Source organism: Arthrobacter sp. 9AX (assembly GCF_902506095.1).
Taxonomy (GTDB): domain Bacteria; phylum Actinomycetota; class Actinomycetes; order Actinomycetales; family Micrococcaceae; genus Arthrobacter.
Genome location: NZ_LR733293.1, coordinates 938,669 through 963,699, shown reverse-complemented (window position 1 = coordinate 963,699; position 25,031 = coordinate 938,669). Strand labels below are relative to the sequence as shown.

18 protein-coding genes and 3 tRNA genes are annotated in these 25,031 nt (G+C 67.3%); 10 read left to right on the top strand and 11 right to left on the bottom strand.

Annotated elements, in window-relative coordinates:
• Window position 1: 1 nt before the first annotated feature.
• From BACI348_RS04505 to BACI348_RS04475, 7 genes are all read right to left on the bottom strand, one after another.
• Window positions 2-631 (bottom strand): bacterial proteasome activator family protein, encoded by a 630-nt coding sequence (locus BACI348_RS04505; protein WP_159824143.1) that lies wholly within the window; start codon window positions 629-631, stop codon window positions 2-4.
• 78 nt (window positions 632-709) lie between these two features.
• Window positions 710-913 carry a YbdD/YjiX family protein gene (locus tag BACI348_RS04500; protein WP_159824142.1) on the bottom strand — a complete coding sequence of 68 codons (204 nt, stop codon included), beginning with the start codon at window positions 911-913 and terminating at the stop codon, window positions 710-712.
• On the bottom strand, window positions 913-3,213 hold the full coding sequence (locus BACI348_RS04495; RefSeq protein ID WP_159824141.1) for a carbon starvation CstA family protein: 2,301 nt from the start codon (window positions 3,211-3,213) through the stop codon (window positions 913-915). The genes BACI348_RS04500 and BACI348_RS04495 overlap by 1 nt, the downstream gene beginning before the upstream one ends.
• A 158-nt stretch (window positions 3,214-3,371) precedes the next feature.
• Complete coding sequence (locus tag BACI348_RS04490) at window positions 3,372-6,185, bottom strand: FtsX-like permease family protein (RefSeq protein WP_236557425.1); 2,814 nt, start codon at window positions 6,183-6,185, stop codon at window positions 3,372-3,374.
• A gap of 50 nt (window positions 6,186-6,235) precedes the next feature.
• Entirely contained in the window at window positions 6,236-6,973 is a 738-nt protein-coding gene (locus BACI348_RS04485; protein ID WP_159824139.1) for an ABC transporter ATP-binding protein, read from the bottom strand.
• Window positions 6,970-7,578: a PadR family transcriptional regulator gene (locus BACI348_RS04480; protein WP_159824138.1), complete on the bottom strand. Its 609-nt coding sequence runs from the start codon at window positions 7,576-7,578 to the stop codon at window positions 6,970-6,972. Before BACI348_RS04480 ends, BACI348_RS04485 begins: the two co-directional genes overlap by 4 nt.
• A gap of 136 nt (window positions 7,579-7,714) precedes the next feature.
• The gene (locus tag BACI348_RS04475) at window positions 7,715-8,698 is read right to left on the bottom strand and encodes an NAD(P)H-quinone oxidoreductase (RefSeq protein ID WP_159824137.1); all 984 of its coding nucleotides are present in this window, start codon (window positions 8,696-8,698) and stop codon (window positions 7,715-7,717) included.
• Between the two features lie 108 nt (window positions 8,699-8,806).
• Here BACI348_RS04475 and BACI348_RS04470 point away from each other — a divergent pair.
• Window positions 8,807-8,894, top strand: a tRNA-Ser gene (locus BACI348_RS04470).
• A gap of 161 nt (window positions 8,895-9,055) precedes the next feature.
• Window positions 9,056-9,835: a VOC family protein gene (locus tag BACI348_RS04465; RefSeq protein WP_159824136.1), complete on the top strand. Its 780-nt coding sequence runs from the start codon at window positions 9,056-9,058 to the stop codon at window positions 9,833-9,835.
• A gap of 152 nt (window positions 9,836-9,987) precedes the next feature.
• Here the strand turns inward: BACI348_RS04465 and BACI348_RS04460 are convergent, their stop codons facing one another.
• Window positions 9,988-10,911, bottom strand: coding sequence for a TauD/TfdA dioxygenase family protein (locus tag BACI348_RS04460; protein WP_159824135.1), 924 nt, complete (start codon window positions 10,909-10,911; stop codon window positions 9,988-9,990).
• A gap of 556 nt (window positions 10,912-11,467) precedes the next feature.
• Window positions 11,468-13,402, bottom strand: a complete 1,935-nt coding sequence (locus BACI348_RS04455) for an FAD/NAD(P)-binding protein (RefSeq protein WP_159824134.1) — start codon at window positions 13,400-13,402, stop codon at window positions 11,468-11,470.
• Window positions 13,403-13,487: 85 nt separating this feature from the next.
• Here BACI348_RS04455 and BACI348_RS04450 point away from each other — a divergent pair, with 85 nt between their 5' ends.
• The 4 genes from BACI348_RS04450 (at window position 13,488) to BACI348_RS04435 (ending at window position 18,025) form a co-directional block, all read left to right on the top strand.
• On the top strand, window positions 13,488-15,728 hold the full coding sequence (locus BACI348_RS04450) for a prolyl oligopeptidase family serine peptidase (protein ID WP_159824133.1): 2,241 nt from the start codon (window positions 13,488-13,490) through the stop codon (window positions 15,726-15,728).
• Window positions 15,729-15,730: 2 nt separating this feature from the next.
• Window positions 15,731-16,267 carry a GNAT family N-acetyltransferase gene (locus BACI348_RS04445; RefSeq protein WP_159824132.1) on the top strand — a complete coding sequence of 179 codons (537 nt, stop codon included), beginning with the start codon at window positions 15,731-15,733 and terminating at the stop codon, window positions 16,265-16,267.
• A 109-nt stretch (window positions 16,268-16,376) separates the two neighbouring features.
• Window positions 16,377-16,464 (top strand) — tRNA-Ser (locus BACI348_RS04440).
• A gap of 127 nt (window positions 16,465-16,591) precedes the next feature.
• Window positions 16,592-18,025, top strand: a complete 1,434-nt coding sequence (locus BACI348_RS04435) for an MFS transporter (RefSeq protein ID WP_159824131.1) — start codon at window positions 16,592-16,594, stop codon at window positions 18,023-18,025.
• A gap of 54 nt (window positions 18,026-18,079) precedes the next feature.
• Here BACI348_RS04435 and BACI348_RS04430 read toward each other — a convergent pair whose 3' ends face one another.
• Complete coding sequence (locus BACI348_RS04430; protein ID WP_159824130.1) at window positions 18,080-20,302, bottom strand: RecQ family ATP-dependent DNA helicase; 2,223 nt, start codon at window positions 20,300-20,302, stop codon at window positions 18,080-18,082.
• 154 nt (window positions 20,303-20,456) lie between these two features.
• Here BACI348_RS04430 and BACI348_RS04425 point away from each other — a divergent pair, with 154 nt between their 5' ends.
• From BACI348_RS04425 to BACI348_RS04415, 3 genes are read left to right on the top strand one after another with little or no spacing between them, the layout of a single operon-like run.
• Window positions 20,457-21,875 (top strand): phosphomannomutase/phosphoglucomutase, encoded by a 1,419-nt coding sequence (locus tag BACI348_RS04425; protein ID WP_159824129.1) that lies wholly within the window; start codon window positions 20,457-20,459, stop codon window positions 21,873-21,875.
• Between the two features lie 7 nt (window positions 21,876-21,882).
• Window positions 21,883-22,383, top strand: coding sequence for a hypothetical protein (locus BACI348_RS04420; protein ID WP_159824128.1), 501 nt, complete (start codon window positions 21,883-21,885; stop codon window positions 22,381-22,383).
• Window positions 22,352-22,588: a helix-turn-helix domain-containing protein gene (locus BACI348_RS04415; RefSeq protein WP_442858489.1), complete on the top strand. Its 237-nt coding sequence runs from the start codon at window positions 22,352-22,354 to the stop codon at window positions 22,586-22,588. The genes BACI348_RS04420 and BACI348_RS04415 overlap by 32 nt, the downstream gene beginning before the upstream one ends.
• Window positions 22,589-22,767: 179 nt before the next feature.
• Here the strand turns inward: BACI348_RS04415 and BACI348_RS04410 are convergent, their stop codons facing one another.
• The gene (locus BACI348_RS04410; protein WP_159829775.1) at window positions 22,768-24,594 is read right to left on the bottom strand and encodes a phosphoenolpyruvate carboxykinase (GTP); all 1,827 of its coding nucleotides are present in this window, start codon (window positions 24,592-24,594) and stop codon (window positions 22,768-22,770) included.
• A 277-nt stretch (window positions 24,595-24,871) separates the two neighbouring features.
• On the opposite strand from BACI348_RS04410, the gene BACI348_RS04405 reads away from it, so the two are divergent.
• Window positions 24,872-24,948: transfer RNA gene (locus BACI348_RS04405), tRNA-Arg, on the top strand.
• Window positions 24,949-25,031: the final 83 nt, after the last annotated feature.

The window sequence follows — 25,031 nt, the reverse complement described above, 5'->3', positions numbered from 1 at the left end:
CCTAGAGGTACTGTCCGGGACCGTGGTCCGGGTCAGCGGGCTGGCCGGGGTGCGCGGGAGCAGCAGGCCGGGGGCCGGCGGGGGCGCGCTGCGGCTCGCCGTTTTCCCCGATCACAACGCCGGGGGCGATCACGGTGCCCGGCGGAAGTTGCCGGAGCTGCAGCTGCGCCGCGGCATGCTCACGGGCGGCGTGCTGCGCGGCGATGGCGGTCTGGATGCCGTGGAACAACCCCTCCAGCCAGCCCACCAGCTGGGCCTGGGCTATCCGCAGCTCGGCGTCGGAGGGAGTGGCGTCGTCCGGGAACGGCAGGCTGATCCTCGCGAGTTCATCCACCAGTTCCGGCGCCAGCCCGTCCTCCAGCTCCTTGATGGAGCGCTCGTGGATCTCGGCCAGCCTCCCCCGGGCCGCATCGTCCAGCGGGGCGGACTTCACCTCCTCCAGGAGTTGCCTGATCATGGTTCCGATCCGCATCACCTTGGCCGGTTCATCCACCAGGTCCTGCAAGTTGCTTCCCTTGGGTTTGCCGCCGTCTTCCGGGTCGGCCGGCTCAGGTGCCGGCTGGCCGTCATCGATGGTGGTGCCCTCTACCGGAAGGTCCTCAGCTGCTTGAGTGTCGTGCGGATCGCTCATGCGTTCATACTCTCACGAGCGATCCGCCCGACGGCCACTCCATGAACTCCGCTGACGCGCTGTCCGCTACGGGCTCAATCAGCAGCACCGGCCCTGCGGGTTGGAGTCCTGGCGGTCCGTCCGGTCCCGCCAGAATTCGCGCTCCCCCAGGGGCGGCGTGCCGTGCCCCGCGGCCTGGTGGTGTTCCAGGTACTTGGCATAGGCATCGGCACCAAGGACACCGCCCAGGTAGCGTGCAAACCCCCGGAAGCCCTTGGTGACGGCAGCGAGTCCGGTGCTCATCAGTGGTGTCCTGCCCGCTCGAACCTCGCGCCGGGCGGGAGCTTGTCCCACTCGGCCATAAGTTCCTTCTCGGCCGGGGTGGGAATCAGCCCCGCGGGGGCGAAGACCCGCGAAGGCCTGGCGGGGTCCTCTGTGTCCTTCACGGCTGTCCCGTCCGCCCGGTTACGGAACGCGTTGACCGTGGCGAGCAGCGCCGTCGCGATCACGATAATGCTGAGCACCACAAAGATCACGGACAGCCAGCCTTGGATGGCGGTGTTGCGGACCACGGCTTCCATGGCGGCCACGGACTTTGCCGTGCCGAACTCGGTCTTCCCGTCAGCCAGTGCCTTGCTGAAGGCGGCATTGTTGGCGAAGTAGCCCACAGCCGGAGTGGGCGAGAAGATCTTCTGGTAGCTGGCGGTGATGGTGACCACCGCAGCGAAGGCCAGCGGCAGGGCCACGATCCACAGGTACTTGAAGGTTCCGCGCTTTGCCACGATCGCCAGGCAGACGGACAGGGCGATCGCTGCCAGCAACTGGTTGGCGATGCCGAACAACGGGAACAGCGTATTGATGCCGCCCAGCGGATCAGTGACACCCATCAACAGGACCGCGCCCCAGGCGCCCACCATGACCGCTGTGCAGAGCCAGGCACCCGGCCGCCAGGACGCTTCCTTGAATTTGGGAACGAAGTTGCCAATGGAGTCCTGCAGCATGAACCGGGCCACGCGGGTTCCGGCGTCCACTGCGGTGAGGATGAACAGGGCCTCGAACATGATGGCGAAGTGGTACCAGAACGCCATCATCGCCGTGCCGCCGATGAACTGCTGCATGATGTGGGCCAGGCCCACGGCCAGGGTGGGGGCACCGCCGGTGCGGGAGACAATGCTCTCCTCACCCACGTTGCGTGCAGTCTCCGCCAGCACGTCCGGGCTGATGTTGACGCCGGCCAGGCCCAGGCTGTTGACCCAGGTGGCGGCGCTTTCCACAGTTCCGCCGGTCAGCGCGGCCGGGGCGTTCATGGCGAAGTAGAGGCCGCGGTCGATCGAGATGGCTGCCACGAGCGCCATGATGGCCACGAACGATTCCATCAGCATTCCGCCGTAGCCGATGTAGCGGGTCTGCCGTTCCTTTTCCACCAGTTTGGGTGTTGTGCCCGAGGAAATCAGGGCGTGGAAGCCGGACAGTGCGCCGCAGGCGATGGTGACGAACAGGAAGGGGAACAGTGCACCGGGGAAGACCGGTCCGTTCTCCCTGCTGGCGAATTCGCTGAAGGCCGGTACGGAGATTTCCGGGCGGACCACAATGATGGCCAGCGCGAGCATCACGATCACGCCGATCTTCATAAACGTGGAGAGGTAGTCACGCGGTGCCAGGAGCAGCCAGACCGGCAGGATCGCCGCGATGAACCCATAGACGATGAGTCCCCAGGCGATGGTCACCCTGTCCAGGGTGAAGATGTCCGTGCCCCACGGGGTTTCGGCCACGATTCCGCCGCCGATGATGGCCGCCATCAGCAGGACGAAGCCGATCAGGGAGACTTCCATGACCTTGCCGGGCCGCAGGAACCGAAGGTAGACGCCCATAAACAGGGCGATGGGGATGGTCATGCCCACGGAGAAGACGCCCCAAGGGCTTTCGGCCAGGGCGTTGACCACCACCAGGGCCAGGATCGCCACAATGATGACCATGATGAGCAGGGTGGCGATGAGGGCCGCCGTACCGCCGATGACGCCGAGTTCCTCGCGCGCCATCTGTCCCAGCGAGCGTCCGCCGCGGCGCATCGAGAAGAACATCACCAGGTAGTCCTGCACGGCGCCCGCCAGGACGACGCCGATGATGATCCAGATGGTGCCGGGCAGGTAGCCCATCTGCGCGGCGAGTACCGGGCCCACCAGCGGGCCGGCGCCGGCGATGGCGGCGAAGTGGTGGCCGAACAGGACGTTCCGGTCCGTGCGGACGTAGTCCTTGCCGTCCGCCTTGTATTCGGCGGGGGTGGCGCGGCGGTCATCGGGCTTGGTGATGTAGCGCTCGATGACCTTGGAATAGAAGCGGTAGCCGATCAGGTACGTACACACGGAGGCAAACACGAACCAGATGGCGTTCACGGTTTCGCCGCGGATGATGGCGAGCATAAACCAGGCCACGCCGCCCAGCAGGGCGATCGCTACCCAGAGGGCGATCTTTCCGGGCGTCCATTTCTTCTCTTCAGCGTCCCGGACTTTTGGGTCCACGGCCGACGGCGGGAGTGAGGCGTCCGTGGCGACCGCACCATCCCCCCGGGCTGTGCTGCGTCGATCATCCGGCGTTCCGGCCATGACTCCTCCTTGAGTTGGGTGTGCGGGTCCCCTTACCAAGGCACCTTACCAACGCCGGTGGCGGAACGGGATGGGATTTGCCGCCCGCCGCAAAGCAGTGCGGCGAACGGCGGGCAGGGGGCGCCGAGTGACGCCGTTTCGCTGCCCCTGCGTCCCGCTCAGGTGCCCAGGGTGCGGCCCGACACGGGCAGCCGGGCCCGCGTGAACAGCCACGCCAGGACGGCGCCCGCCAGCGGCACGGCCACCAGGAGTGCCAGCAGGTGCAGCCAGGGAACCTCCACGGCGGTGCGCAGGTCGGCGGAACCTGCGACGAGCACCGCAGGCAGCGTTCCGGCCAGGCTTCCGAGCAGGGTCCCCAGCCCGCCGGTCAGCAGCGCCTGTGAGCCGGCGAGATTTTTCCGCAGCCATGGCGAGGCGCCAATGCCGGCGAGCGTTACGTGGTCCGCCCGGGAATCAGCAAGGGAAAGGCCCGTGGTGATGCCCGCAGCGCTGAAGGTGACCAAGGCGCTCACGGCCACGATGGACCAGGTCATCCAGGCATCGCCCCGGGTGATGCCCGGTTCGGCCCAAAACCCGACGGCGGGCCACTGATACACGGCGGCGACTGCTCCGGACACGGCATCCATCTCAGCGGCCGAGGGGAAGCTGCGGAGCTGGACCAGGAGCTCGGCCGGCTCCGGCCGGAGGTCCAGACGCCGGGCGGTCTCCGGCGAGAGGACCCCGTAGTAGGGAAGGGGTTCGGCCGGTTCAACCACCACGGCGGGAAGCGTACTGCTGGTCACCGTCTCATGCATCTGCGCGGGGTCAGCCGGACCCTGGGCCTGGGTGCGCACATCCTGGCCCTGGAGCACCGCGGTCCCGTCCCGGACAAAAACAGGGTTGGTCACCACCATTCCGCCGGCTTCCAGTATTTCCAGGGCCTCCGGACCCGCCTCCCGCCCCAGCACGGCACTGATCTCCTCCGCGCCGCCCACCAGGATGGAACGCTGGGAACCCGTGGACTGGGCCAGGGACCCCCGGCAGCGCCAGTCCTCGCGGTCCACCACCCTCCGCTCCGGTGTCACGGGACATTCGTTGCCCGCGGGCCGGGCCAGCGAATACTGCAGGCAGTTGGAGGTGGCGGTGCGCGGCGGCCCCGACGCGTCCGTGCCGTTCCCGAAAGCACAATTTTGAACGTACGCCGGGGCACTGATGACCCGGGTCCAGGCCACCTTGCCGGCGGCACCTTCCACGGCGGCAGCGAGTTCGGAAGGCTCGACGGCGGCCCCCGGCTGTGTGCTGCCGTCCGGCAGGAGGGGCTGCTCCAGGGACAACGGCAGGAAGGCCTGGTTTTCCAGGGCCGTCCACGAGTGGTTCTCCCTCATCCCGGCCTGCATACTTGCCGACAGGACCAGCGCGGCGCTCGCCAGGGTGGCGGCTGCGAGGACCGCTGCCACCGCCGGGACGGTCCGCCCCCGGTTCCTGGCCGCATCCCGGGCCGCCATCCCCAAGGACAGCGGCAGCCGGGCCGTCCGCGCGGTCAGGAGGGTCACGAGGTAACCGGCCAGGAGCACCAGCGCGACGACGGCGAGGACGGCACCGGCGATCAGCAAGGAGGTGACCAACGGCAACTGCCCGGCTTTCCGGTCCGGGTCCCTGGCCGACTCCCCCAGCATCCAGCCCGCAGCCAGCAGCGCGCCGGCCACCGGCAGCAGCGCTGCACCGGCCACCGTGGCCCGCTTCCCGTTGCCGGCAGGCGCACGGCCGGACTTCAGCGCACCCAGGGCAGCCTGCCTGGCAACGTGGTTTGCCGGAGCCAGGGCAGCCAGCAGGCAGCACACCAGGCCCAGGACCATGGCCACCAGCGTCAGCGGAATGTCGGGATGCACCCCGGAAAAACGTACTGAGCCAATGGAGCGGGCCCAGTGAACCGCTGCTGCAGCGGACCAGAGTCCCAGTGCGGCGCCGGACAGGACGGCAACGCCGCCCAGCCAGAGTCCGGCCGACGTCACCACCGAGCGGACCGTCGGCGAATCGGCTCCCGACGCCGCCAGCAGCGCGAGTTCCCGGACCTGCCCCTTGGCCCCGACGGCGAAAGCAGCTCCCGCCAGAAGCCCTACTTCCAGGAGTGCGAGGGCAGCGACCAGGCCGAAGGTGGCGTACATCGCCACGGATCCCGACGATGGCTGTGGCGGAGGGACGCCGTCGGCGGTGCGCTCCGCCAAGGACGGCGGGTTGAGCACCACGCTGCGTGAAAGCACGCCAACGCCCTGCCGGTTCGCAGCCCGGACCTGCGGCCAGGTCACCGGTTCGGAACCAACGAGGTAGTAGGACGTGGAGTGCGGGGACTGCGGTCCCTGGTTCAGGGCTGTCTCGGGCACCTGGCCCTGCTGCAGGAATATGACGGAGGTCCGGTCGGAGGCATCCGCATCCCGGATTGTTCCCACCGGCATGAAGGTGCCGACCGACGTGGTGGTTGTCCTGCCCAGGCCCAGGCCGAACCGCTCAAGAAGCCCCGGTGAGACCAGGGCTTCGCCAGCCGACTGCGGAGCCCTGCCGTCAAGAAGGGTGAATTTTCCGGCGAAGGCAGGATGCAGCGCGTCCACGACTGTGCCCTGCAGGGACACCAACGCCGCCCCCACCGACGTTGTCAGGTTGAACTGCCTCAGCGGCAGAACCTCGTAGCCCGGCGGGACCAGGTCCCGGGGATCGGCGGCCTCAAAATCCGGATCGTAGACGCCGGTGCTGGACGCCACCATCTCGTCGTTCAGCGGGTCCTGGACGGAATCCGCGTTGGGGGCCGGGAGGGTGCTGAACCTGGCCTGCGTTTCCCCCAGCTCGTACCCGACAATCTCGTCCGGCGTTCTTTCAATGCTTTGGAACAGGGTTGCGGCCCCGGTCATGCCGGCAACCGGGAGCATTATCAGCGCGATGATGAGCAGCGAGCGTCCCTTGTGCTTCCTGATGTCCCGGCGGGCCACGCGGAGTGCCACGCGGAAGCTGCTCCGGCGACCTTTCGACACCGGAGCAAGATCCAGCCGCATCAGAGTCCTGCCTGGGCCAGGAGCATGGCGGGGTCGTGCATGGCAGCCGCCTGGTCCACAATGCGCCCGTCGCGCAGGAATACCACCCGGTCCGCCCAGGCCGCGTGCCGGGCCTCGTGGGTCACCAGCATCACGGCGGCTCCGGCATCGGCGCGGGCGCGCAGCACTTCCATCACGCCCTGCCCGGTGGTGGAGTCAAGGGCTCCCGTGGGCTCGTCGGCGAGGATCAGCCGCCGCTGCCCCACCACAGCCCGGGCGATGGCCACCCGCTGCTGCTGGCCGCCGGACATCTGGTCCATAAAGCGGTCCGCCAGTTCCGGGATACCCACCTGCCGCAGCGCGTCCAGTGCCCGCCGGCGCGCCCTTTTCCAGGCTGTGCCGTCCAGTTCCAGCGGCAACGCCACATTTTCGGCGGCCGTGAGGGTGGGCACCAGGTTGAAGTCCTGGAAGACATAGCCCACGGCACGGCGCCGGAGGCGTGCAAGGTCATTGAGCCCCAATCCCGCCAGGGGCGTGGATTCCACAAAGACACCGCCCGACGTCGGCCGGTCCAGTCCCCCGGCCAGCGCCAGGAGGGACGACTTACCGGACCCGGACGGCCCCATCACCGCAACAAACTCACCCGCGTCAATAGTGAGGTCCACGTCGCGGAGGGCGGCGACCGCCGTCGCGCCTTCCCCGAACGTCCTGCTGACCTTCGCCAGTTCCAGGACCTGCTGCGGCCCCTGCACGCTCACCGGCGGCTGTCCGCGTTCAGCGGGGCGGCGTCTTCCGTGACCCCGTTGGACGTTTTGCGTGCCTGGCCCGGCCCGGCCGACTGCGCCTGCTGGACCATCCTGGCCTCACAGAGGTCCAGCCAGCGGACTTCCGCTTCAGTCTGGAAGATCAGCGAATCCAGGACCAGCAGCCACGCGGTATCCGCGGAGCGCTGGCTGGCTGTGGTGTCCCGGCGTGCCTTGGTGTAGTCCTGCAGGGCCCGCATGGACGCCGCGCGCTGGGCCTGGATGATGGCCTGGACGTCCACGCCCGGCAAGGTCACGGCGAGCGCCAGCTTGATGGCGAGCTCGTTCCGGGGCGGATTGTTCCGCTCCACCGGGGCCGCGAACCAGTTCTTGACCTCGGCTTTGCCGGCGCCGGTGATGCTGTAGACCACGTGGCCGTCACCGTCGTCGCCTTCCTTGGTGACCAGGCCGTCGCGCTCCAGCCTGTCCAGCGTGGTGTACACCTGCCCGATGTTCAGTGGCCAGGTGGCCCCGGTGCGGTTCTCGAATTCGACCCGCAGCTGGTAGCCGTACCGCGGCTGGTCCTGCAGCAGGGCGAGGAGGCTGTGGCGGATGGACATGGTGCTCCTTGCGCTCGGGCGTTGGTTTGCATGGTCCCCCAATGGCCCATGCATACCGCGTATGGCGACGAGCCTAATGGAGCAAGCCCCGGAAGGCAATACTCAGTATCTACCGGCTTGGGATCAGATGGGCACGCTAGAGCAGCAGGAGGACTTTCCCCACGTGGTCGCCGGTGTCGAAGTAGGCGTGGGCGGCCTGGACCTCGTCCAGCGGGAAGGTTTTGGCCACGAGCGGCCGGATCCGACCGTCCGTGATCAGGGGCCAGACGGCGTCGCGGACCGCGTTCATGATGGCGCCTTTTTCCTCAACCGGCCTGGGCCGCAGAGCCGTGGCCACCACGGCGGCGCGCTTCTTCAGCAGCTGGCCGAGGTCCAGTTCACCCTTGGTGCCGCCCTGCAGTCCGATCACCACCAGCCGCCCGTAGTCGGCAAGGGCGTCCACGTTCTGCGGAAGGTATTTGGCACCAACGACGTCGAGGATCACATCCGCACCGCGCCCGCCGTTCTGTTCGCGCAGGCTCGCCGGAAAATCCTCCTCGGCATAGTTAATGGCGATGTCCGCGCCCAGGAAGGCCTTCGCGGTTCCCACCTTTTCATCCGTGCCCGCGGTGGTTGCCACCCTGGCACCCAACGCCTTGGCCAGCTGGATGGCCATGGTGCCGATCCCGCCGGTGGCGCCGTGGATCAGGACGGTTTCGCCCGCCTGCAGCTGGGCAGTCATCACCAGGTTGGAGTAGACCGTGGCGGCCACCTCCGGCAAGGACGCTGCGGTGACCAGGTCCACGCCCTCCGGAACGCGGAGGACCTGCTCGGCCGGCACCGCCACCTGCTGGGCGTAGCCGCCGCCGGCAAGCAGCGCCACTACCTTGTCGCCGAGGGAAAAAGGCTTCCTGACGCCGGGGCCGAAACCGGCTATCCTGCCGGATACCTCGAGGCCGGGGATCTCCGAAGCGCCCGGCGGCGGCGGATAGAACCCCCTGCGCTGCTGCACGTCCGCACGGTTCAGGCCGGCGGCGACGACGTCGATCAGCACCTCGCCCGGTCCGGCCACCGGGGCGTCCGTCTCGCGGACCTCCAGCACCTCCGGGCCGCCCGGCTCCGAAATGTAGACGGCTTTCATGGAACACTCCCGTTTCTGACTGAATACTCACTGCAACCAGTGTGCACCGGACACCTTCTTCGCCTCTGTTTTGTTGCAGGCAAGTGCCTATGAAACACTACTAGTCGAGGAAGGTTGTCCGAGCGGCCGAAGGAGCTAGTCTTGAAAACTAGTGTGCGGTAACCCCGTACCAAGAGTTCGAATCTCTTACCTTCCGCGATTGGGACCCCTGTCCGCCAGCACGCTGGCCGGCAGGGGTCCTTCGTTTTAACCTCCCGGCCCGGACCTCTTGAAAGTGCCTGACCCTGGAAATAGGGTCGGGGTGTTGCATCGGCGCACACCACCGCCTGCCACCGGACACACCACAAGGAGACTGCCATGCCCAGCCCCGTACCCACGCCCGGCGCACCCTGCTGGATTGACCTGATGACCACCGACGTTGACACTGCCCGGCGTTTCTATGGCGAGCTGTTCGGCTGGGAGTACCAGACCGGGGACGAGGAAAAATACGGCGGCTATGTGACCGCCTGGAAGAACGGCAAGTCCGTGGCAGGAATCATGCAGAAGGACGAGAGCCAGGCGGGCATGCCGGACGTGTGGTCCACCTACCTTCGAACCGACGACGCCGCGTCCGCCGCCAAAGCGGTGGCCGCGCATGGCGGCCAGGTCTTTATGCCGCCCATGGATGTCCCCGAACAGGGACACATGGCCATCTTCGGTGACGCCACGGGGGCAGCCATCGGCGTGTGGCAACCCCGCGAGATGCTCGGCTACGAACTGGTCGGTGAGCCGGGGGCCGCTGCCTGGCACGAACTGCACGCCAAGGACTACGACGCCGCCGTGAAGTTCTACCAGGACGTGTTCGGCTGGGAAACCGAGGTTATGAGTGACACCCCCGAATTCCGGTACACCACCATGGGCTCGGGCATGAACGCCCAGGCCGGAATCCTGGACGCCTCGGGCTATCTGACCGGCGGCATTCCCTCGCACTGGCAGGTGTACTTCTCCGTGGAGGATACCGACGCCGCCATCGAGCGGGCCAAGGCCATGGGCGCTACGCTCCTGGAGGAGCCGGCGGACAGCGACTTCGGCCGGGTGGCGCAGCTCGCCGATCCCACCGGGGCCACGTTCAAGATCATCTCGGCCCGGGCAGGATAGGCCGTACCGGCCACCAAGTGGTATGACGTCCTGGGTTGGATCCGCTACGGCATCGCCTGGCTGCAGTACCAGGTGTGCCTGCGCGGCCAGCCCTTAGCAGAAGGTGCCCCTCCTGGCGGTCAAAGCCAGGAGGGGAACCTTTCTTTCGGGGCTTAGGGGAGGACCACCGTTTCCGAGTAGGCGGACGAGTCGCCCTTGATGGCCGTGCTGCTGCGGCCGTCCACTCCCACCGGAATGTCACCGGCGACAGTCACGCGGTTCAGCTTGCGGGGCTGGCCGTCGTAGTTGTCCGGGGCGTAGTGCTGGGTGATGCGGTTGTCGAACAGCACCAGCTGGTCCGGCTCCCAGTTCACGCGCACCACGTTTTCCGGGCGGGTGATGTAGGCCTGCAGGATCCGCAGGATGTCCTTGGACTCCGTGTTGGACAGCCCCACGATCCGCAGCCGCTGCGCAAAGCCGCCGATGAAAAGCCCGCGCTCCCCCGTCAGCGGGTGCACGCGCACCACCGGGTGGGCTGTCTCGAAGTGGATCCGGGTGAACTCCTTGCGCCGTTCCTCCGCGTTGGCGTGTTCCAGGTTCTTGGGCCGCGAGTAGTCGTAATCGTTGGTGTGGATGGCCCAGAGGGTGTCGGCGAAGTTCCGCAGCTCGTCCGGCAGGTCCTGGTAGGCCCCGGCCGCTGACGCGATCAGGGTCTCCCCGCCGTACGCCGGCAAGGTGATGCTCCGCAGAGTCGAGGCCTGCGGCGGGTTCACCACAAACGTGACGTCGGTGTGCCAGTTGTTGGCGCTGCCGTTTTCGCTGTCCACCGGCAGGACAGAGGGCTTGCCGTCCACGGACGCGACCGTGGGGTGGGCCTTGGTGAGCGGTCCAAAGCGGCCGGCGAAGCGGACCTGGTCCTCGTCCGTGCCAATGTTGGCCTCGCGGAACACCAGCACCTTATGCGTGTTCAGGGCTTCCCGGATCCTGGCGATGGTGTCATCGCTGAGGTGGGCGCTGAGGTCCAGGCCCCGGATTTCGGCACCGATGCGGGAGCCCAGCTTGGTGAATTCGAGTTTGGTGGCGGTGATGGCGGTCATGGTGGTTCCTTGCCTTTCAGTGCGGGTTTGGCTCAGTGTGGAGGGCGCAGTCTCAGTGCGGAGGGTTCAGGCGGGTGCGGTCAGTGGATCCCGGCCGGGCTGGCCGTTGGGACAACTAGAACAGGAAAGAATCCGGGGCAGAAGGGGCCGGTTCACCGCAGGAAATCGGGGGAAATTGCGCGACGTACGGGGTCATGGGAGGTTCCCTGGCGTTGTTCCGGGACGCCCGGTGTCATTCGAGGCCGCGGGCCGAAACCCGGGGCAACTCAGCGTAAGGAAACGACGCCACGAAGTGTCACGCGCGGCCACGCAATGACCTGCCGCGACTTCTGCGTGTAACGCCCGGAGCACGCGGGGAACCGGATCCGCGGGTCCGCGACGCCGGACGCGCAAGTCATGTAACCGGAGACGCTTGGTCCCCGCCGGGAAGGTCAGGATATTTCTGCGCGGAGGTCCGCAGTGTTACTTATTGAGGCCCTCACCAGCCGGGAGTTTTTGTCCAGGTATGCAGGCTGCAGGGGCACTTATCCCTGCAGCCTGCAAAACTCCAGTGAAGTCAGGCGCTCAGGATGGCGGCGGCAATTTCGTCGGCATCGCGCAGGGTCCGCTGGCCGCTGCGGTAATTGGGGCCGCCGGGCTGGACGGCTTCGGCGGCGATGGCGGTGCCCCACTGCATGGAGGAGAGCTGCAGCCCGAGCACGTAGAGGCCCTCGGTGACCGACCCGTTGGCTGCCACGGGCCGGTAGGGGTGCGGCTCAACATCCAGGCCGGTGGACTGCACGGGGGCTCCCTCAACAGTCATCATCAGCCGCGGCCGCACCAACCCGTCCCGCAGCAACTGCTCCAGCACCGGCGAATCGGCGGCGGAGATCCGGTTGCCCGGCGCCAGCGCCTCCACCATGGCCCTTGCCGTCACCGGCACATCGTGCACCCAGGGCGAGGCCGCAGTGAAGACGCGGTTCCGGCGGTCCACGGCGAACTTGGGATCAGGCCCCACAAAGCTGACCACTCCCGCCTTGGCCAGCGCCGCAAGCTGCTCGGCGCGCAGGGCAGGCGGACCGCTCGCGAGCCCCTCCACAAACGACTCGAACCAGCCACGCAGTCCCGCAACCCAGGACTCATCGGTGATGCCGCCGTCGGCCACTGCTGTCTTCAGGACGGCGCGCCCGTGGTGGAGGGCACCGATGGCCATCTTCACGGGATCGTCCTCGCCGAGGGCGGACCGGCGGGCGTCATCCAGCAGGTACTCCACGACGGCGGCGTCCAGTTCGGTGCGTGCAGCGAAGGATCGTCCGGCCAGCGGCCCGGCGAGCCCCGCCAGGTCGAGCCGGTGCCGTGGGCCGACGTGGACGGCGAGCACGCTTTCGACGTTGTCTTCCCAGTTGCCGGCGCTGTGCGCGTGCGGATGGAGGGCCTCGTCCAGGGCGGTAAGGAATGCTTTCGGGTCCGGCACGGCGTTCGGCTGCGAGCGCACCAGGGTGGAGTAGTAGGCCCAGAGCGCGTCGCGGTGCAGGAGCGGCCAGAAGTCGTGGTCAAACGCCGGGCGGATTCCCGCGGTGCGGAAGCGTTCCAGCGCCGCCTCGGTGAAGTAGCGCAGGGTGACCGACGCCGGGTAGTAACCGTTCAGCGCGGCCTTGGCGCGGTAAGGCGTTCCACGGCGGGACGCGGCAATGATGTGCGGTTCCTGGCCCGAGGGCTCGTAGCGGAGCGCCCCGCCGTTGCTGATGAATTTTCCGCCACGGCCCTCGGTCAGCTGGACCATGGTGTCGAAGAAGTTCAGGCCCATGCCACGGACCAGGACGGGTTCGCCGGCCGGAATCCGGGACCAGTCCACATCCGCGGGGACCGCCGGCGGAAGGTACTGCAGGCCCAGCTGCTGCGCCGAAGCCTGGAGCTCCCGCTGTTCGGGGTTCAGCCGTGACGGGATATGGCCCAGGGCCAGCACCACGGAACCGGTGCGGAGCGTGGCTCCCGTCGCCAGGCCGACGTCGAACGTTCCGTCCCCCACGGGAACCACCGACAACGCGGACGTTCCGTGGAAGTCGATAGTGACGCCGTCTGGAGCCTTGGACGTCAGCTCCTCGACGGTGTCGCGCAGGTAGCGGCCGTACAGGGCGCGGCTGGGGAAATCGGTGGAATCCAGGACGGCAAGCTCCGCGAGCTCATCCTCGGTCAGGGCTGGTGACGGGTCGCGTCGCTGCCGGGTCCGCCACTGGTCAAAGGTGGTGCCGGCGACGGGCGGCGCCAGGGCGGGGTCCTCCGGAATCAGCGTGGGGTAGAAGGACTGGGTGTTCATGAGGAACAACCGTGACTGCTGCGGCTGCCACACGTGGCCGGGACCTGCGGGGTAGGGATCGATCACATCGATGTGGAGGCGCACGGCGCCGGACGCGGCCTGTGCGGCGCTGCGGGCCAGCAGGCGTTCCAGGACACTGGTGCCCCGCGGACCTGCCCCAATGATGGCGGTCCGGATGCTCTGCGTTATTTCCACGGCATCCAGCGTACGGGCTGGAAACGAAGTATGTGCTGCACGCTTGACTTGCCAGCCGTCCGCGGATGTTGTTTGGATGGGGCGCATGACCACCACTGCAGCTGATCCAGCGCCCGCCCCCGGTTCCGGCCACTCCACCGGTACCGACCCGCAGGGCATCGCGCCCGAGCCCACTGACGAGAACGTCTGGCTGGAGGACATCTACGGCGAAGAGCAGCTTGCCTGGGTGAAGGAGCAGAATTCCCGCACGGAGGACCTGCTGGAGGACGCCGACTATGTGGAGCTCGAGGGCAGCATCCTTGAGGTGCTCGACTCCACGGACCGGATCGCGATGGTGGGCAAGCGGGGTGACTGGTACTACAACTTCTGGAAGGACCAGCAGAACCCCAAGGGCCTCTGGCGCCGCACCACGTGGGAGAGCTACTGCAGCGATTCCCCCGAATGGGATGTCCTCCTTGACGTGGACGCCCTGTCCGCCGCTGAGGGCGAGGAGTGGGTCTTCCACGGCGCCACCTTCCTCCGCCCCGCCGCCGGAGAGCCGTACCGGCACGCACTGCTGGCGCTGTCACCGGACGGCGGCGACGCCAACAGGTACCGGGAATTCGACGTGGAGACGCGCACCTTCGTGGACCCCGCGCAGGGCGGCTTTGACCTGCCGACGGCGAAGGGCAACGTGTCGTGGCTGGATGCGGACACGCTGCTGGTCGCCTCCACCGCTGAAGGACTTCCGCGGACGGCCTCCTCCTACGCCCGCACGGCCGTAACCCTCAAGCGCGGCGACTCGCTGCCGGACGCGCTGCGGTTGTTCGAGGTGCCGGAACACCACATGATGGCGGTGGTGGCGCACGATTCCACGCCCGGATTCGAGCGGACCTTCGCCGTTGACTACATCGACTTCTACAACCGCAGCAATGCTGTACTGCGGGACGGCGCTTGGGTGGAGATCGACGTTCCCACCGACGTCAACGTCAGTGCACACCGCGAGTGGCTGCTGTTCCGGCCGCAGCAGGACTGGCTGCTCGACGGCGCCACACATCCTGCCGGTTCGCTGCTCGCCGCGCCGTTCGAGGACTACCTGGCGGGCTCGCGTGACGTCTCCGTACTGTTCACCCCGGACGCCGGCACTTCCCTGCAGTCCTGGAGCTGGACCCGGAACTTCCTGCTGCTGAACCTCCTGAAGGACGTCTCATCGGAAATCCGGGTGCTCGATCCGGCCCGGCCCGGCGAGTCTCCGGAGGCGGCCTGGGAGTCCTCGCTCCTGGATGCCTGCCCGCCGCTGCACGACGTCAACGCCTACGCGGTGGATGACGAAGACGAGGCCGGCGCCGGTGCGGGCGACGACTTCTGGCTCGTCGCCACCGGCTTCACCACCCCCAGCACCCTGATGCGGGGCACCCTGGCGCGAGCAACTGACGGGACCCCGGGCGTGGTGAGCCGGCACGCGGTGGTAAAGACATCGCCGTCGTTCTTTGCCGACGATGCCTACGAGGTCCAGCAGCACTTTGCGGTGTCCGACGACGGCACCCGGGTTCCGTACTTCCAGGTGGCCCCGCGGGACCTGGCCCTTGACGGGCAGAACCCCACCCAGCTGTCCGGCTACGGCGGCTTCGAGGTCTCCCGCACACCGGCGTACAGCGGCACCGTGGGCAGGGCCTGGCTGGAACGCCGGACGTCCTCCGCCGGGGCCGACGGTTCCGCACCGCATGCGCGCGGCGGTGTGTACGTGGTGGCGAACATCCGCGGCGGCGGCGAGTACGGGCCCTCGTGGCACCGGGCGGCGCTGCAGGAAAACCGGCACAAGGCGTACCAGGACTTCGCGGCGGTGGCCCGGCACCTGATTTCCCGCGGCGTCACTTCCCCGGAGCGGCTGGGCTGCGTGGGCGGGTCCAACGGCGGCCTCCTGGTAGGAAACATGTTGACCCAGTACCCGGAACTGTTCGGCGCCGTCTCCTGCGGTGTACCCCTGCTGGACATGCGCCGCTACACGAAGCTCTCTGCCGGGCACTCGTGGATCGCCGAATACGGCGACCCGGACGTGCCGGAGCTGTGGGAGTACATCCGGAGGTTCTCGCCGTACCACCTGCTCAAGGACGGCGTGGACTACCCGGAGACGTTTATCTGGACGGCCACCTCGGATGACCGTGTGGGCCCGGTGCAGGCGCGGAAGATGGCTGCCCGGATGCTGGCGATGGGCATCCCCAACGTCTGGTATCACGAGGCTCTGGAGGGCGGCCACGCCGGGGCTTCAGACAATCGGCAGGCAGCGGCATTGCAGGCCCGCAGCCAGCATTTCCTGTGGAAGGCCCTGGCAGGCGGGACCTCCTAGCCTTGGTACTGCTGGTGCGCCGGGCTGCGGCCGCCGATGTGGAGCGGCTGGCGGAGGTCCACGTCCGCTGCTGGCAGGAGACCTACCGGGGCATGCTGTCTGAGGAATTCCTTGAGTCGCAGGAGCCTGCGTCCCGGCTTCCGCTGTGGCGGCACCTGCTGGAGGCTTCGGAGCCGGCTGGCGCATGGGTGGCTTCCGACGGCGGCACGATAGTGGGATTCGCCGGTATCCGCAGGGAGCCGGGCGCTTCAGCGCACAGCTTCGCGCCGCCGTCGTGCGGCGACCTTGAACTGTGGGGGCTGTACCTGCTGGCGTCGCACCAGGGGCTGGGACTGGGACGTCGCCTGCTGGATGCAGCGCTGGGCGGTGCGGCAGCCAGCCTGTGGGTGGCGGCGGACAATGCGCGGGCCATCGGTTTTTACGGGCACTTCGGTTTTGCCCCCGACGGCGCCGCGGATGTCATCCCGGAATGGGAAAACCTGCGCGAAGTCAGGATGGTACGGCCTTGGCAAGGGCCAATTTCTCCAGGCAGCGCGTGATTCTCCCCGGCGGCCTCCTGGCGTCCCGGGACGCTGTGATGGGCCTGGCGGGCCGTTTTGCACTGGATGCCCGGATCTGCGTATCCTTGGTGGGCTAGGAATAGCAATTGGAGACGTGCCAGAGCGGCCGAATGGGCTTCACTGCTAATGAAGTGTGGGGCACAACTCCACCGGGGGTTCAAATCCCCCCGTCTCCGCGTTTGGCCCCGGTCCTCGACCGGGGCCTTTTGCGTTCCCGGGGCCTGGAGCCCGCCTGGATCCTGCGTCCGTCCGGCGTTCGGACACCTCAAGTCCCGGGACCCCTTGCGGTGGGAGGATGGGCAGATGGCAGCAAGCAACACGGTGGATGGGGCGCCCGGCACAACACAGGCCTGGAGCCCGCGCCTGGCGCTGCTGGTGGCGGCCACCTTCTTTATGGAGTTCCTCGACGGCACGGTCCTCACCACGGCCATCCCCAACATTGCTGCCGACTTCCATGTCCCGCCCGCGGACGTGAACATCACCATGACGGCCTACCTGCTGACTGTTGCCATGGGCATTCCGTTCAGCGGGTGGCTGGCCGAACGGATGGGGGCGCGGCGGGTCTTCTGCCTGGCCATTGCCATCTTTACCCTTTCTTCCCTGGCGTGCTCGCTGAGCCAGGACCTCACTGCGCTGACCCTCAGCCGGATTGCGCAGGGGTTCGGCGGCGCCATGATGGTTCCGGTGGGCACCCTGCTCGTTCTTCGGGGAACCCCCAAAGCCGACCTGCTCCGCGCCACGGCGTTCCTGGTGTGGCCCGGACTGCTGGCCCCGGTCCTTGCCCCGCTGGTGGGCGGGGCATTGACCACCTACCTGTCCTGGCACTGGATCTTCCTGATCAACCTTCCGCTGGGGGCCGCGGCGTTCCTTGCCGCCCTGCGCATGGTCCCGGCCGTGGCGGGCGATCCGGGGCGGCGGCTGGACTGGCTGGGGTTGTTCCTTACGACCCTGGGCGTGGGCGCCCTCGTGGTGGGCCTTGAACTGGTGAGCGCCCACCCGGAAGCCCCATGGGCGGCCCTGAGCGCCGGTTTTGGTGCTGTCTCCCTCCTCTGCGCGGTCCTGTGGATGCGCCGGACCCGCAACCCGCTCTTCGACCTCGGTGTGTTCAACACCCGAACGTTCCGGGCGATGGCCACCGGCGGGTTCGCCTACCGGTTGACCATCAGCTCGGTTCCCTTCCTCCTGCCGCTGATGTTCCAGGCCGGATTCGGCTGGTCCCCGTTGCAAGCCGGGGCGATGGTGGCGGCAGTCTTCATCGGCAACATCGGTATCAAGCCGGCCACAACACCTCTCATCCGGCGCTTCGGCTTCCGGGCAATGCTGGTGTTCGCGTCGATCGCTTCCGCCGCAACCTTTGCCCTCTGCGCCCTGCTGACGCCGGACACGCCGCAGGCGCTCACATTCGCCCTGCTGGTCTGCAGCGGGGCCTTCCGCTCCATCGGCTTCTCGGCCTACGCCTCGGTACAGTACGCCGACATCGCACCGGCACAGCTGACATCAGCCAACACTGTGTCGGCCACCCTCGTGCAGCTCGCCACCGGCGCCGGCATCGCCGTGGGCGCCCTGCTGATCCGGGTCTTCGCCGGCCTGGGCACTTTCCCGGACGACGCTGCCGGACCTTTCCGCGGAGCGTTCCTGGCCATGACGGTACTGATGCTCGCCAGCACGGCCGACAGCCTCTTCCTCCCGCGCCACGCCGGAGCGGAAGTCAGCCAGCGCAAGGCCCAGCGGGTCTGAGCCGGCTTTACCAGCCTGCGGGGTCACCCTGCCCGGTGGACCGCTGCCCTTGCGTCAGCCGGCTTGGGCCAGCACCAGTGGAAGGACTGCTCCGGCGCCGCCCTGCCGGAGGGCGCGGCCGGCCACTGTGAGGGTCCACCGGCTGTCTGCGAGGTCATCAATCAGCATCACGGCCTGGCCGTTGAGGCCGCCCAGCGCAGCCCCAAGCTCCGGCCCCACCACCAAGCGGTCCCAGACCCCTGCCAGCCGGTAGGCACTGTTGCCGCCGCGGCCTCCGGTGGGACCGCCGTGGGCCAGGTCCAGCCCGCCCAGGTAGGGGATCCGTCCGATCTCCGAGATTCCCAGGGCCAGGGAATCCACCAGCTGCGGCTTGCTCCGGGAGGGAATGCTGACGATGGCAGCCGGCCTGCCGGCACCGCTCCACCCCGGGGTGCGCGAATCACCGGCACCCCACTCCCGCAGGACCTGCACGCATGCCTGCAGCATGCCCGGCTCCACCGGCCGGTCTTCCGCTCCCGCAGCAAAGAGTTCGCGAAGGGCGCCGCCCCAGCCGAGGTCGGTCAGCCTTGCCAGGACACGTCCCTCCGCCAGGCCCTCCCCCGGCTTGAGCTTCCCCTTGACCGGAACGCCCAGCCGGTCCATGCCGCTGGGCCACTGCAACCTGGCTTCCAGGACGCCGCCCGCCCTGCTGAGCGTCTGGCTGGCCGCCGCCGTGGCAGCCTCGGCAATCTCAGCCGGGAACCACCGGCCGGCGCAGTTGTCACACCGGCCGCAGGGCGCGGCGGTTTCGTCGTCAAGGACGGAGGTGATGTATTCCATCCGGCATCCGGCGGTGTCCTGGTAGATCACCATGGAGTCCTGCTCGTCCACGCGTGCCTCGGCGATCCGCTGATACCGCTCGGCGTCGTAGAACCAAGGCTGTCCGGTGGCACGCCAGCCGCCGCCCACCCGCTCCACGGCGCCGTCCACGGACAGGACTTTGAGGAGCAGCTCCAAGGGGGTGCGGCGGAGGTCCACCCGCGCCTCGAGGGCCACGGTGGAGACGGCCGATCCGGCCTCGCCCAAGGCAGCCAGGACGGCTGCGGCCTTTTCTTCGGAGGGCATGGAGGCGGTGGCAAAGTACTGCCAGATATCCCGGTCTTCTGAACCCGGGAGCAAAAGCACGTCGGCATTGGCGGCGCCTCGACCCGCGCGGCCCACCTGCTGGTAGTAAGCCACCGGTGACGACGGTGCGCCAAGGTGGACCACAAAACCCAGGTCCGGTTTGTCGAAGCCCATCCCCAGGGCCGAGGTAGCCACCAGGGCCTTGACCTCGTTGTCCTTCAGCAGTTGCTCGGCCCGTTCCCGGTCCGCCGGGTCCGTACGGCCGGTATAGGCCAGCACGTGGTGGCCGGCTTCGGCCAGGAGCCGTGCCGTATCCTCCGCGGCAGACACGGTCAGGGTATAGATAATGCCGCTGCCGGGGAGATCGGACAGGTGTGTCAGGAGCCAGCCCAGGCGCTGCTTGGAGTCCGGCAAGGACAGGACGCCCATCCGCAGGGAATCACGCCCCAGTGAACCGCGGATGGTGAGGACTTCATCCCCGAGCTGCTCCTCGATGTCATGCACCACGCGGGAGTTGGCCGTGGCCGTGGTGGCCAGCACCGGAACCGTATCCGGCAACTGCGTGATCAGGTCCGCAATGCGCCGGTAATCAGGGCGGAAGTCGTGGCCCCAGTCCGAGATGCAGTGTGCCTCGTCGATCACCAGCAGGCCCGTCCGGCGGATCAGCTCGGGCAGCTGGGTTTCCCGGAAGGACGGGTTGGTGAGCCGTTCGGGGGAAACCAGGAGGACGTCCACCTGGTCCGCCGCGAGCTGCTCCCGCACAGTGTCCCACTCCAGCTGGTTGGCTGAGTTGATCGCCACAGCACGCACCCCTGCCCGGGCAGCGGCAGCCACCTGGTCCCGCATCAGTGCCAGCAGCGGTGAGACGATGAGTGTGGGCCCGGCACCGCGGCGGCGCAGCAGCAGGGACGCCACAAAATAGACAGCCGATTTGCCCCATCCGGTGCGCTGGACCACCAAAGCCCGCCGGCCGGCGTCGACCAGCGCCTCGATGGCCTCAAACTGCCCCTCATGGAACGCAGCCCCGGGGTGTCCCACAAGCTCGCGGAGAACGGCAAGTGCTTCGCTCGAGGTGGCGGAACCGGCACCGCTGGACGGCGCAGCGCCCGGTACGGGCCCGTCAAAATCCTGGGCAGGTTCAGAAGTTGCTGTGGCGTACTGGTTATCGACCATTGATTCAGTATCCCAGCCACCCCTGACAGCCCGCGCCGGGTGTGGCTGCTATGTGGATACCGGGAACCGGACAACCCACGGAACAAGCCGTCACATACAGCACGTCCAACCTGTCCTCCACAGGCACTTCCGCGGTCCACGTAAGATAAAGCCCGTGACTAGCGAACAGACAACCACTTTTGACCTCTCGGCATCCTTTAAGGCGTACGACGTCCGCGGTATCGTGGGCGAGTCGATCACGGCCGAAATCGTCGAAGCCGTGGGGGCCGCGTTCGTGGACATCCTGCAGCTCCAGGGCCAGACCATCCTGGTGGGCGGCGACATGCGCCCCTCCTCCCCCGAATTCAGCAAGGCCTTCGCCGATGGTGCCGCAACCCGCGGGGCCGACGTCGAACTCCTGGACCTGATCTCCACCGATGAGCTTTACTTCGCCTGCGGTTACCTGGACCGCGCCGGCGCCACGTTCACCGCCAGCCACAACCCCGCCGGCTACAACGGCATCAAGATGTCCAAAGCCGGCGCCGTCCCCATCTCCTCGGAAACCGGCCTCAAGGACATCCAGGCACTCGCCGAGCAGTACCTCAACACCGGCGTCATCCCGGCCGTTGAACAGCGCGGGCAGATCAGCGTCCGCGACGTCCTCAAGGACTACTCCGAGTACCTCCGCAAGCTGGTGGACCTGTCCGGCTCACGCCCCCTGAAGGTAGTCGTGGATGCAGGCAACGGCATGGCCGGCCTGACCACACCGGCCGTCCTGGGCGACGCCCTGCTCCCCAAGCTGCCGCTGGACATCGTTCCCCTCTACTTCGAGCTGGACGGCTCGTTCCCCAACCACCCCGCCAACCCGCTGGAGCCGGAAAACCTCCGTGACCTGCAGGCAGCAGTCCTCCAGCACGGCGCGGACATCGGACTGGCCTTCGACGGCGACGCTGACCGCTGCTTCGTCGTGGACGAAAAGGGCGAGCCCGTGTCGCCGTCGGCCATCACCGGGATGGTGGCCCGCCGTGAAATTGCCCGCGCCAAGGCACTGGGCGAGGGCACTCCCACCATCATCCACAACCTCCTTACCTCGCGTGCCGTGCCCGAGTTGGTGGAGCACGACGGCGGCCGGGCCGTGCGCACGCGTGTTGGCCACTCGTTCATCAAGGCAGTCATGGCAGAGGAAGGGGCGGTGTTCGGCGGCGAGCACTCAGCCCACTTCTACTTCCGCGACTTCTGGAATGCGGACACCGGCATGCTGGCCGCCATGCACGTCCTGGCAGCCCTGGGCGAGCAGGACGGGCCCTTGTCGGAGCTTGGCCGGGAGTACGAACCCTACGTATCATCGGGCGAAATCAATTCCGAGGTCGAGGACAAGGCAGCGGCCGTGGAGCGAGTACGGGCCGACTTCGCCGGCGAAGACCTCACCATCGACGGGATGGACGGCAGCACCTTCACGGCCAATGACGGCAGCTACTGGTTCAACCTGCGCCCGTCCAACACCGAACCGTTCCTGCGGCTCAACGTTGAGGCCACCGACCGCCCCACCATGGAGCGGATCCGCGACCGCGTCCTGTCGATCGTCCGGGCATAGCGCCCGCATGGCTGAGGACAACGGACTGGACTCCGGAGCAGCTGGGACCGGGCAGGCGTCATGGCGGGACACCGTTCCCGAAAGCACCGCCACCGACCTCGAAAACCTCCTGGGAACGGGCATCAGCGCGGCCCAGGAGCAACTGGAGCGCAACGGCGGCTTCCTGCCGTTCGCCCTGACGGTGCAGAACGACGGCGAAGTCCGCCTGGTCGCCGTCACACCGGCAGATGCGGAAGAGGGTTCCGACGGCGACTTCGACGCCGACGCCATGATCAGCGACCTCACCGTCCTGCTGCGGCAGAACCGGGAGGACTTCCGGGCAGCGGCGGTGGTCTGCGACATCCTCCTGGTGGAGGAAGAGTCGGACGCCATCCACGTGGCAACCGAGCACCGCGACGGCCACGTGTTCGCCGCGGTACTGCCCTACTCAGCTGACGCGGCAACCCGGACGTGGGAGTTCGGCGAGCTTGCAGCTGATGCCAGCGAACCCAGTGTCTGGGTGGACTAGACCGGGAACTGCCACCGACGCGGCAGAGCGCGTGGGCCCGGGCGGCAACTGCCCGCTTCTCAATGAGTGCCAGCTCCGCTCGGCCCTGTCGCGGGCCCGCGAAGCCTTCTACCGCGAGCTCGACGGGGTGGTGATTGCCGGCCTTCCCGGGTCCCGGCAAATGGACCCCGTCTTCGAAATGATCGGCATCCGGCCCAGGCTGTAGCCCCGGCATCCCGGCTACACGGATCCACGACGAGGTGTTCGGCCCGGACAGCTGGCTGGCGGGCTGAATCCAGCGCCCTGGAGTGGGAACGACGGCGGCCCCGCACCTTTCGCTTGAAAGGTGCGGGGCCGCCGTCGCACTTAAGACGCCATTGTCTTAAGGGGCCTCGATGACAGTTCTTAGCCCAGACGGGACTTCAGGGTGGCGAGCTCGGACTGGAGCGCGTCCGGCAGCGAGCCGCCGAAGTTCGCAAACCATTCCTCGATGGAGGCCAGCTCCGCAGCCCACTCGGCGGGGTCCACCTTGACGGCTTCCTCCACCTGGGCCGGGGTCATGTCCAGGCCTTCCAGGTCGATCGAGTCGCCGGTGGGAACGAAGCCGATGGGGGTCTCCACGGCGTCGGCCTTGCCCTCGAGGCGCTCGATGGCCCACTTGAGGACGCGCGAGTTGTCGCCGAATCCGGGCCAGGCGAAACCACCTTCGGAGTTCCGGCGGAACCAGTTGACCAGGAAGATCTTAGGCAGCCGCTCGGGGTTGGCCTTGGCGGACAGGTTAACCCAGTGGTTCAGGTAGTCGCCCGCGTCGTATCCGATGAAGGGCAGCATGGCCATCGGGTCGCGGCGGACCACACCCACGGCACCGGCTGCGGCTGCAGTGGTTTCCGAGGAGAGGGTGGCGCCCATGAAGATGCCGTTGGACCAGTTGCGGGCTTCGGTGACCAGCGGGATAGTGGTCTTGCGCCGGCCGCCGAACAGGATGGCGGACAGCTCCACGCCGTTGGGGCTGTGGTACTCCTCGGCCAGCATGTCGATCTGGTCGATCGGGGTGCAGAAACGGGAGTTCGGGTGGGCGGCAGGTTTACCGGACTCCGGCGTCCAGGAGTTGCCCTGCCAGTCGGTGAGGTGCGCGGGCACTTCCTCCGTCATGCCTTCCCACCAGACGCCGCCGTCGTCGGTCAGTGCGACGTTGGTGAAGATGCTGTTGCCCTTGGCGATGGCACGCATGGCGTTGGGGTTGGTGCCCCAGCCGGTGCCTGGAGCCACGCCGAAGAGGCCGGCTTCCGGGTTGACGGCCCGCAGTTCGCCTTCCTTGCCGAACCGCATCCAGGTGATGTCGTCGCCGAGGGTCTCGACCTTCCAGCCCTTGATGGTGGGGTCAAGCAGGGCAAGGTTGGTCTTGCCGCAGGCCGACGGGAAAGCGGCGGAAATGTAGTAGGTCTTCTGTTCCGGTGAAGTGAGCTTGAGGATGAGCATGTGCTCGGCCAGCCAGCCCTCATCGTGTGCCATCACCGAGGCAATGCGCAGTGCGTAGCACTTCTTGCCGAGCAGTGCGTTGCCGCCGTAGCCGGAGCCAAAGGACCAGATGGAGCGCTCTTCGGGGAAGTGGACAATCCATTTGTCCGGGTTGCAGGGCCACGGGACGTCCGCCTGGCCGGCTTCCAGCGGAGCACCCAGGGAGTGCAGTGCGGGAACGAAGAAGGCGTTGGTCTCGGTGATGCGGTTCAGGACATCGGTGCCGGTGCGGGCCATGATGCGCATCGATGCGACCACGTAGGCGCTGTCCGTGATCTCGACGCCGAACTTGGGGTCCTCAGCGTCGAGGTGGCCCATGACGAAGGGGATGACGTACATGGTCCGGCCACGCATGGAGCCGGCGAACAGGCCGCGGAGCTTGTCCTTCATCTCCGCCGGGTCCATCCAGTTGTTGGTGAATCCTGCGTCATGCTTGTTCTCCGAGCAGATGAAGGTCTGCTCCTCCACCCGGGCTACGTCAGCGGGATCGGAGAAGGCGGCAAAGGAGTTGGGGAACAGGTCCTGGTTGAGCCGGGTCAGCGTTCCGGCTGCCACGAGTTCATCCGTGAGGCGGGTGTTCTCTTCTTCGGAGCCGTCTACCCAGTAGATACGTTCCGGCTGCGTTAGCTCAGCAACCTCCTCGACCCATGCCAGCAGACCGGCATGTGTGGTGGGTGCGTTATCAAGCAGCGGCTTCTGCGCCAGATCGCCCATTTCGGTTCCCTTCCTCAGGTTCATCGGTGTGTCCTAAATGCTATGGTCCGGACCACTGGACTTTTTTGGACGTAGGCTGACGTTTGATGACTGCAGAAAACCAATTCCGCGCAAATTCAAGGAATTCGGTCGCAAATCATGGCAATTAAGTGACGAAGGTCACCTATACCGGTCTAGTTGCCGAGATTACACGCCTCTCGATTTGGCATCGCGGCCAACCCTCGCGTAAAGTAATTCGAGGTTCAGGGAGAGCGGTTCTTCCCCCGGGACACAAGATGCGCCCATAGCTCAGCTGGATAGAGCGTCTGTCTACGGAACAGAAGGTCAGGGGTTCGAATCCCTTTGGGCGCACCAACAAGGTCCGCACCGGTTCGCCGGTGCGGACCTTTTGCTTTGCCCCGCTACAAGGTTCCGCAGCCATGTCCCGCCACCTTGCC

Excerpts from the sequence above, each read along its gene's own strand:
- BACI348_RS04410 (WP_159829775.1), bottom strand. The coding sequence starts at position 24,594 with ATGGGCGATCTGGCGCAGAAGCCGCTGCTTGATAACGCACCCACCACA.
- BACI348_RS04500 (WP_159824142.1), bottom strand. The coding sequence starts at position 913 with ATGAGCACCGGACTCGCTGCCGTCACCAAGGGCTTCCGGGGGTTTGCA.
- BACI348_RS04465 (WP_159824136.1), top strand. The coding sequence starts at position 9,056 with ATGCCCAGCCCCGTACCCACGCCCGGCGCACCCTGCTGGATTGACCTG.
- BACI348_RS04495 (WP_159824141.1), bottom strand. The coding sequence starts at position 3,213 with ATGGCCGGAACGCCGGATGATCGACGCAGCACAGCCCGGGGGGATGGT.
- BACI348_RS04415 (WP_442858489.1), top strand. The coding sequence starts at position 22,352 with ATGCCAGCGAACCCAGTGTCTGGGTGGACTAGACCGGGAACTGCCACC.
- BACI348_RS04450 (WP_159824133.1), top strand. The coding sequence starts at position 13,488 with ATGACCACCACTGCAGCTGATCCAGCGCCCGCCCCCGGTTCCGGCCAC.
- BACI348_RS04460 (WP_159824135.1), bottom strand. The coding sequence starts at position 10,911 with ATGACCGCCATCACCGCCACCAAACTCGAATTCACCAAGCTGGGCTCC.
- BACI348_RS04505 (WP_159824143.1), bottom strand. The coding sequence starts at position 631 with ATGAGCGATCCGCACGACACTCAAGCAGCTGAGGACCTTCCGGTAGAG.
- BACI348_RS04475 (WP_159824137.1), bottom strand. The coding sequence starts at position 8,698 with ATGAAAGCCGTCTACATTTCGGAGCCGGGCGGCCCGGAGGTGCTGGAG.
- BACI348_RS04420 (WP_159824128.1), top strand. The coding sequence starts at position 21,883 with ATGGCTGAGGACAACGGACTGGACTCCGGAGCAGCTGGGACCGGGCAG.
- BACI348_RS04480 (WP_159824138.1), bottom strand. The coding sequence starts at position 7,578 with ATGTCCATCCGCCACAGCCTCCTCGCCCTGCTGCAGGACCAGCCGCGG.
- BACI348_RS04435 (WP_159824131.1), top strand. The coding sequence starts at position 16,592 with ATGGCAGCAAGCAACACGGTGGATGGGGCGCCCGGCACAACACAGGCC.
- BACI348_RS04430 (WP_159824130.1), bottom strand. The coding sequence starts at position 20,302 with ATGGTCGATAACCAGTACGCCACAGCAACTTCTGAACCTGCCCAGGAT.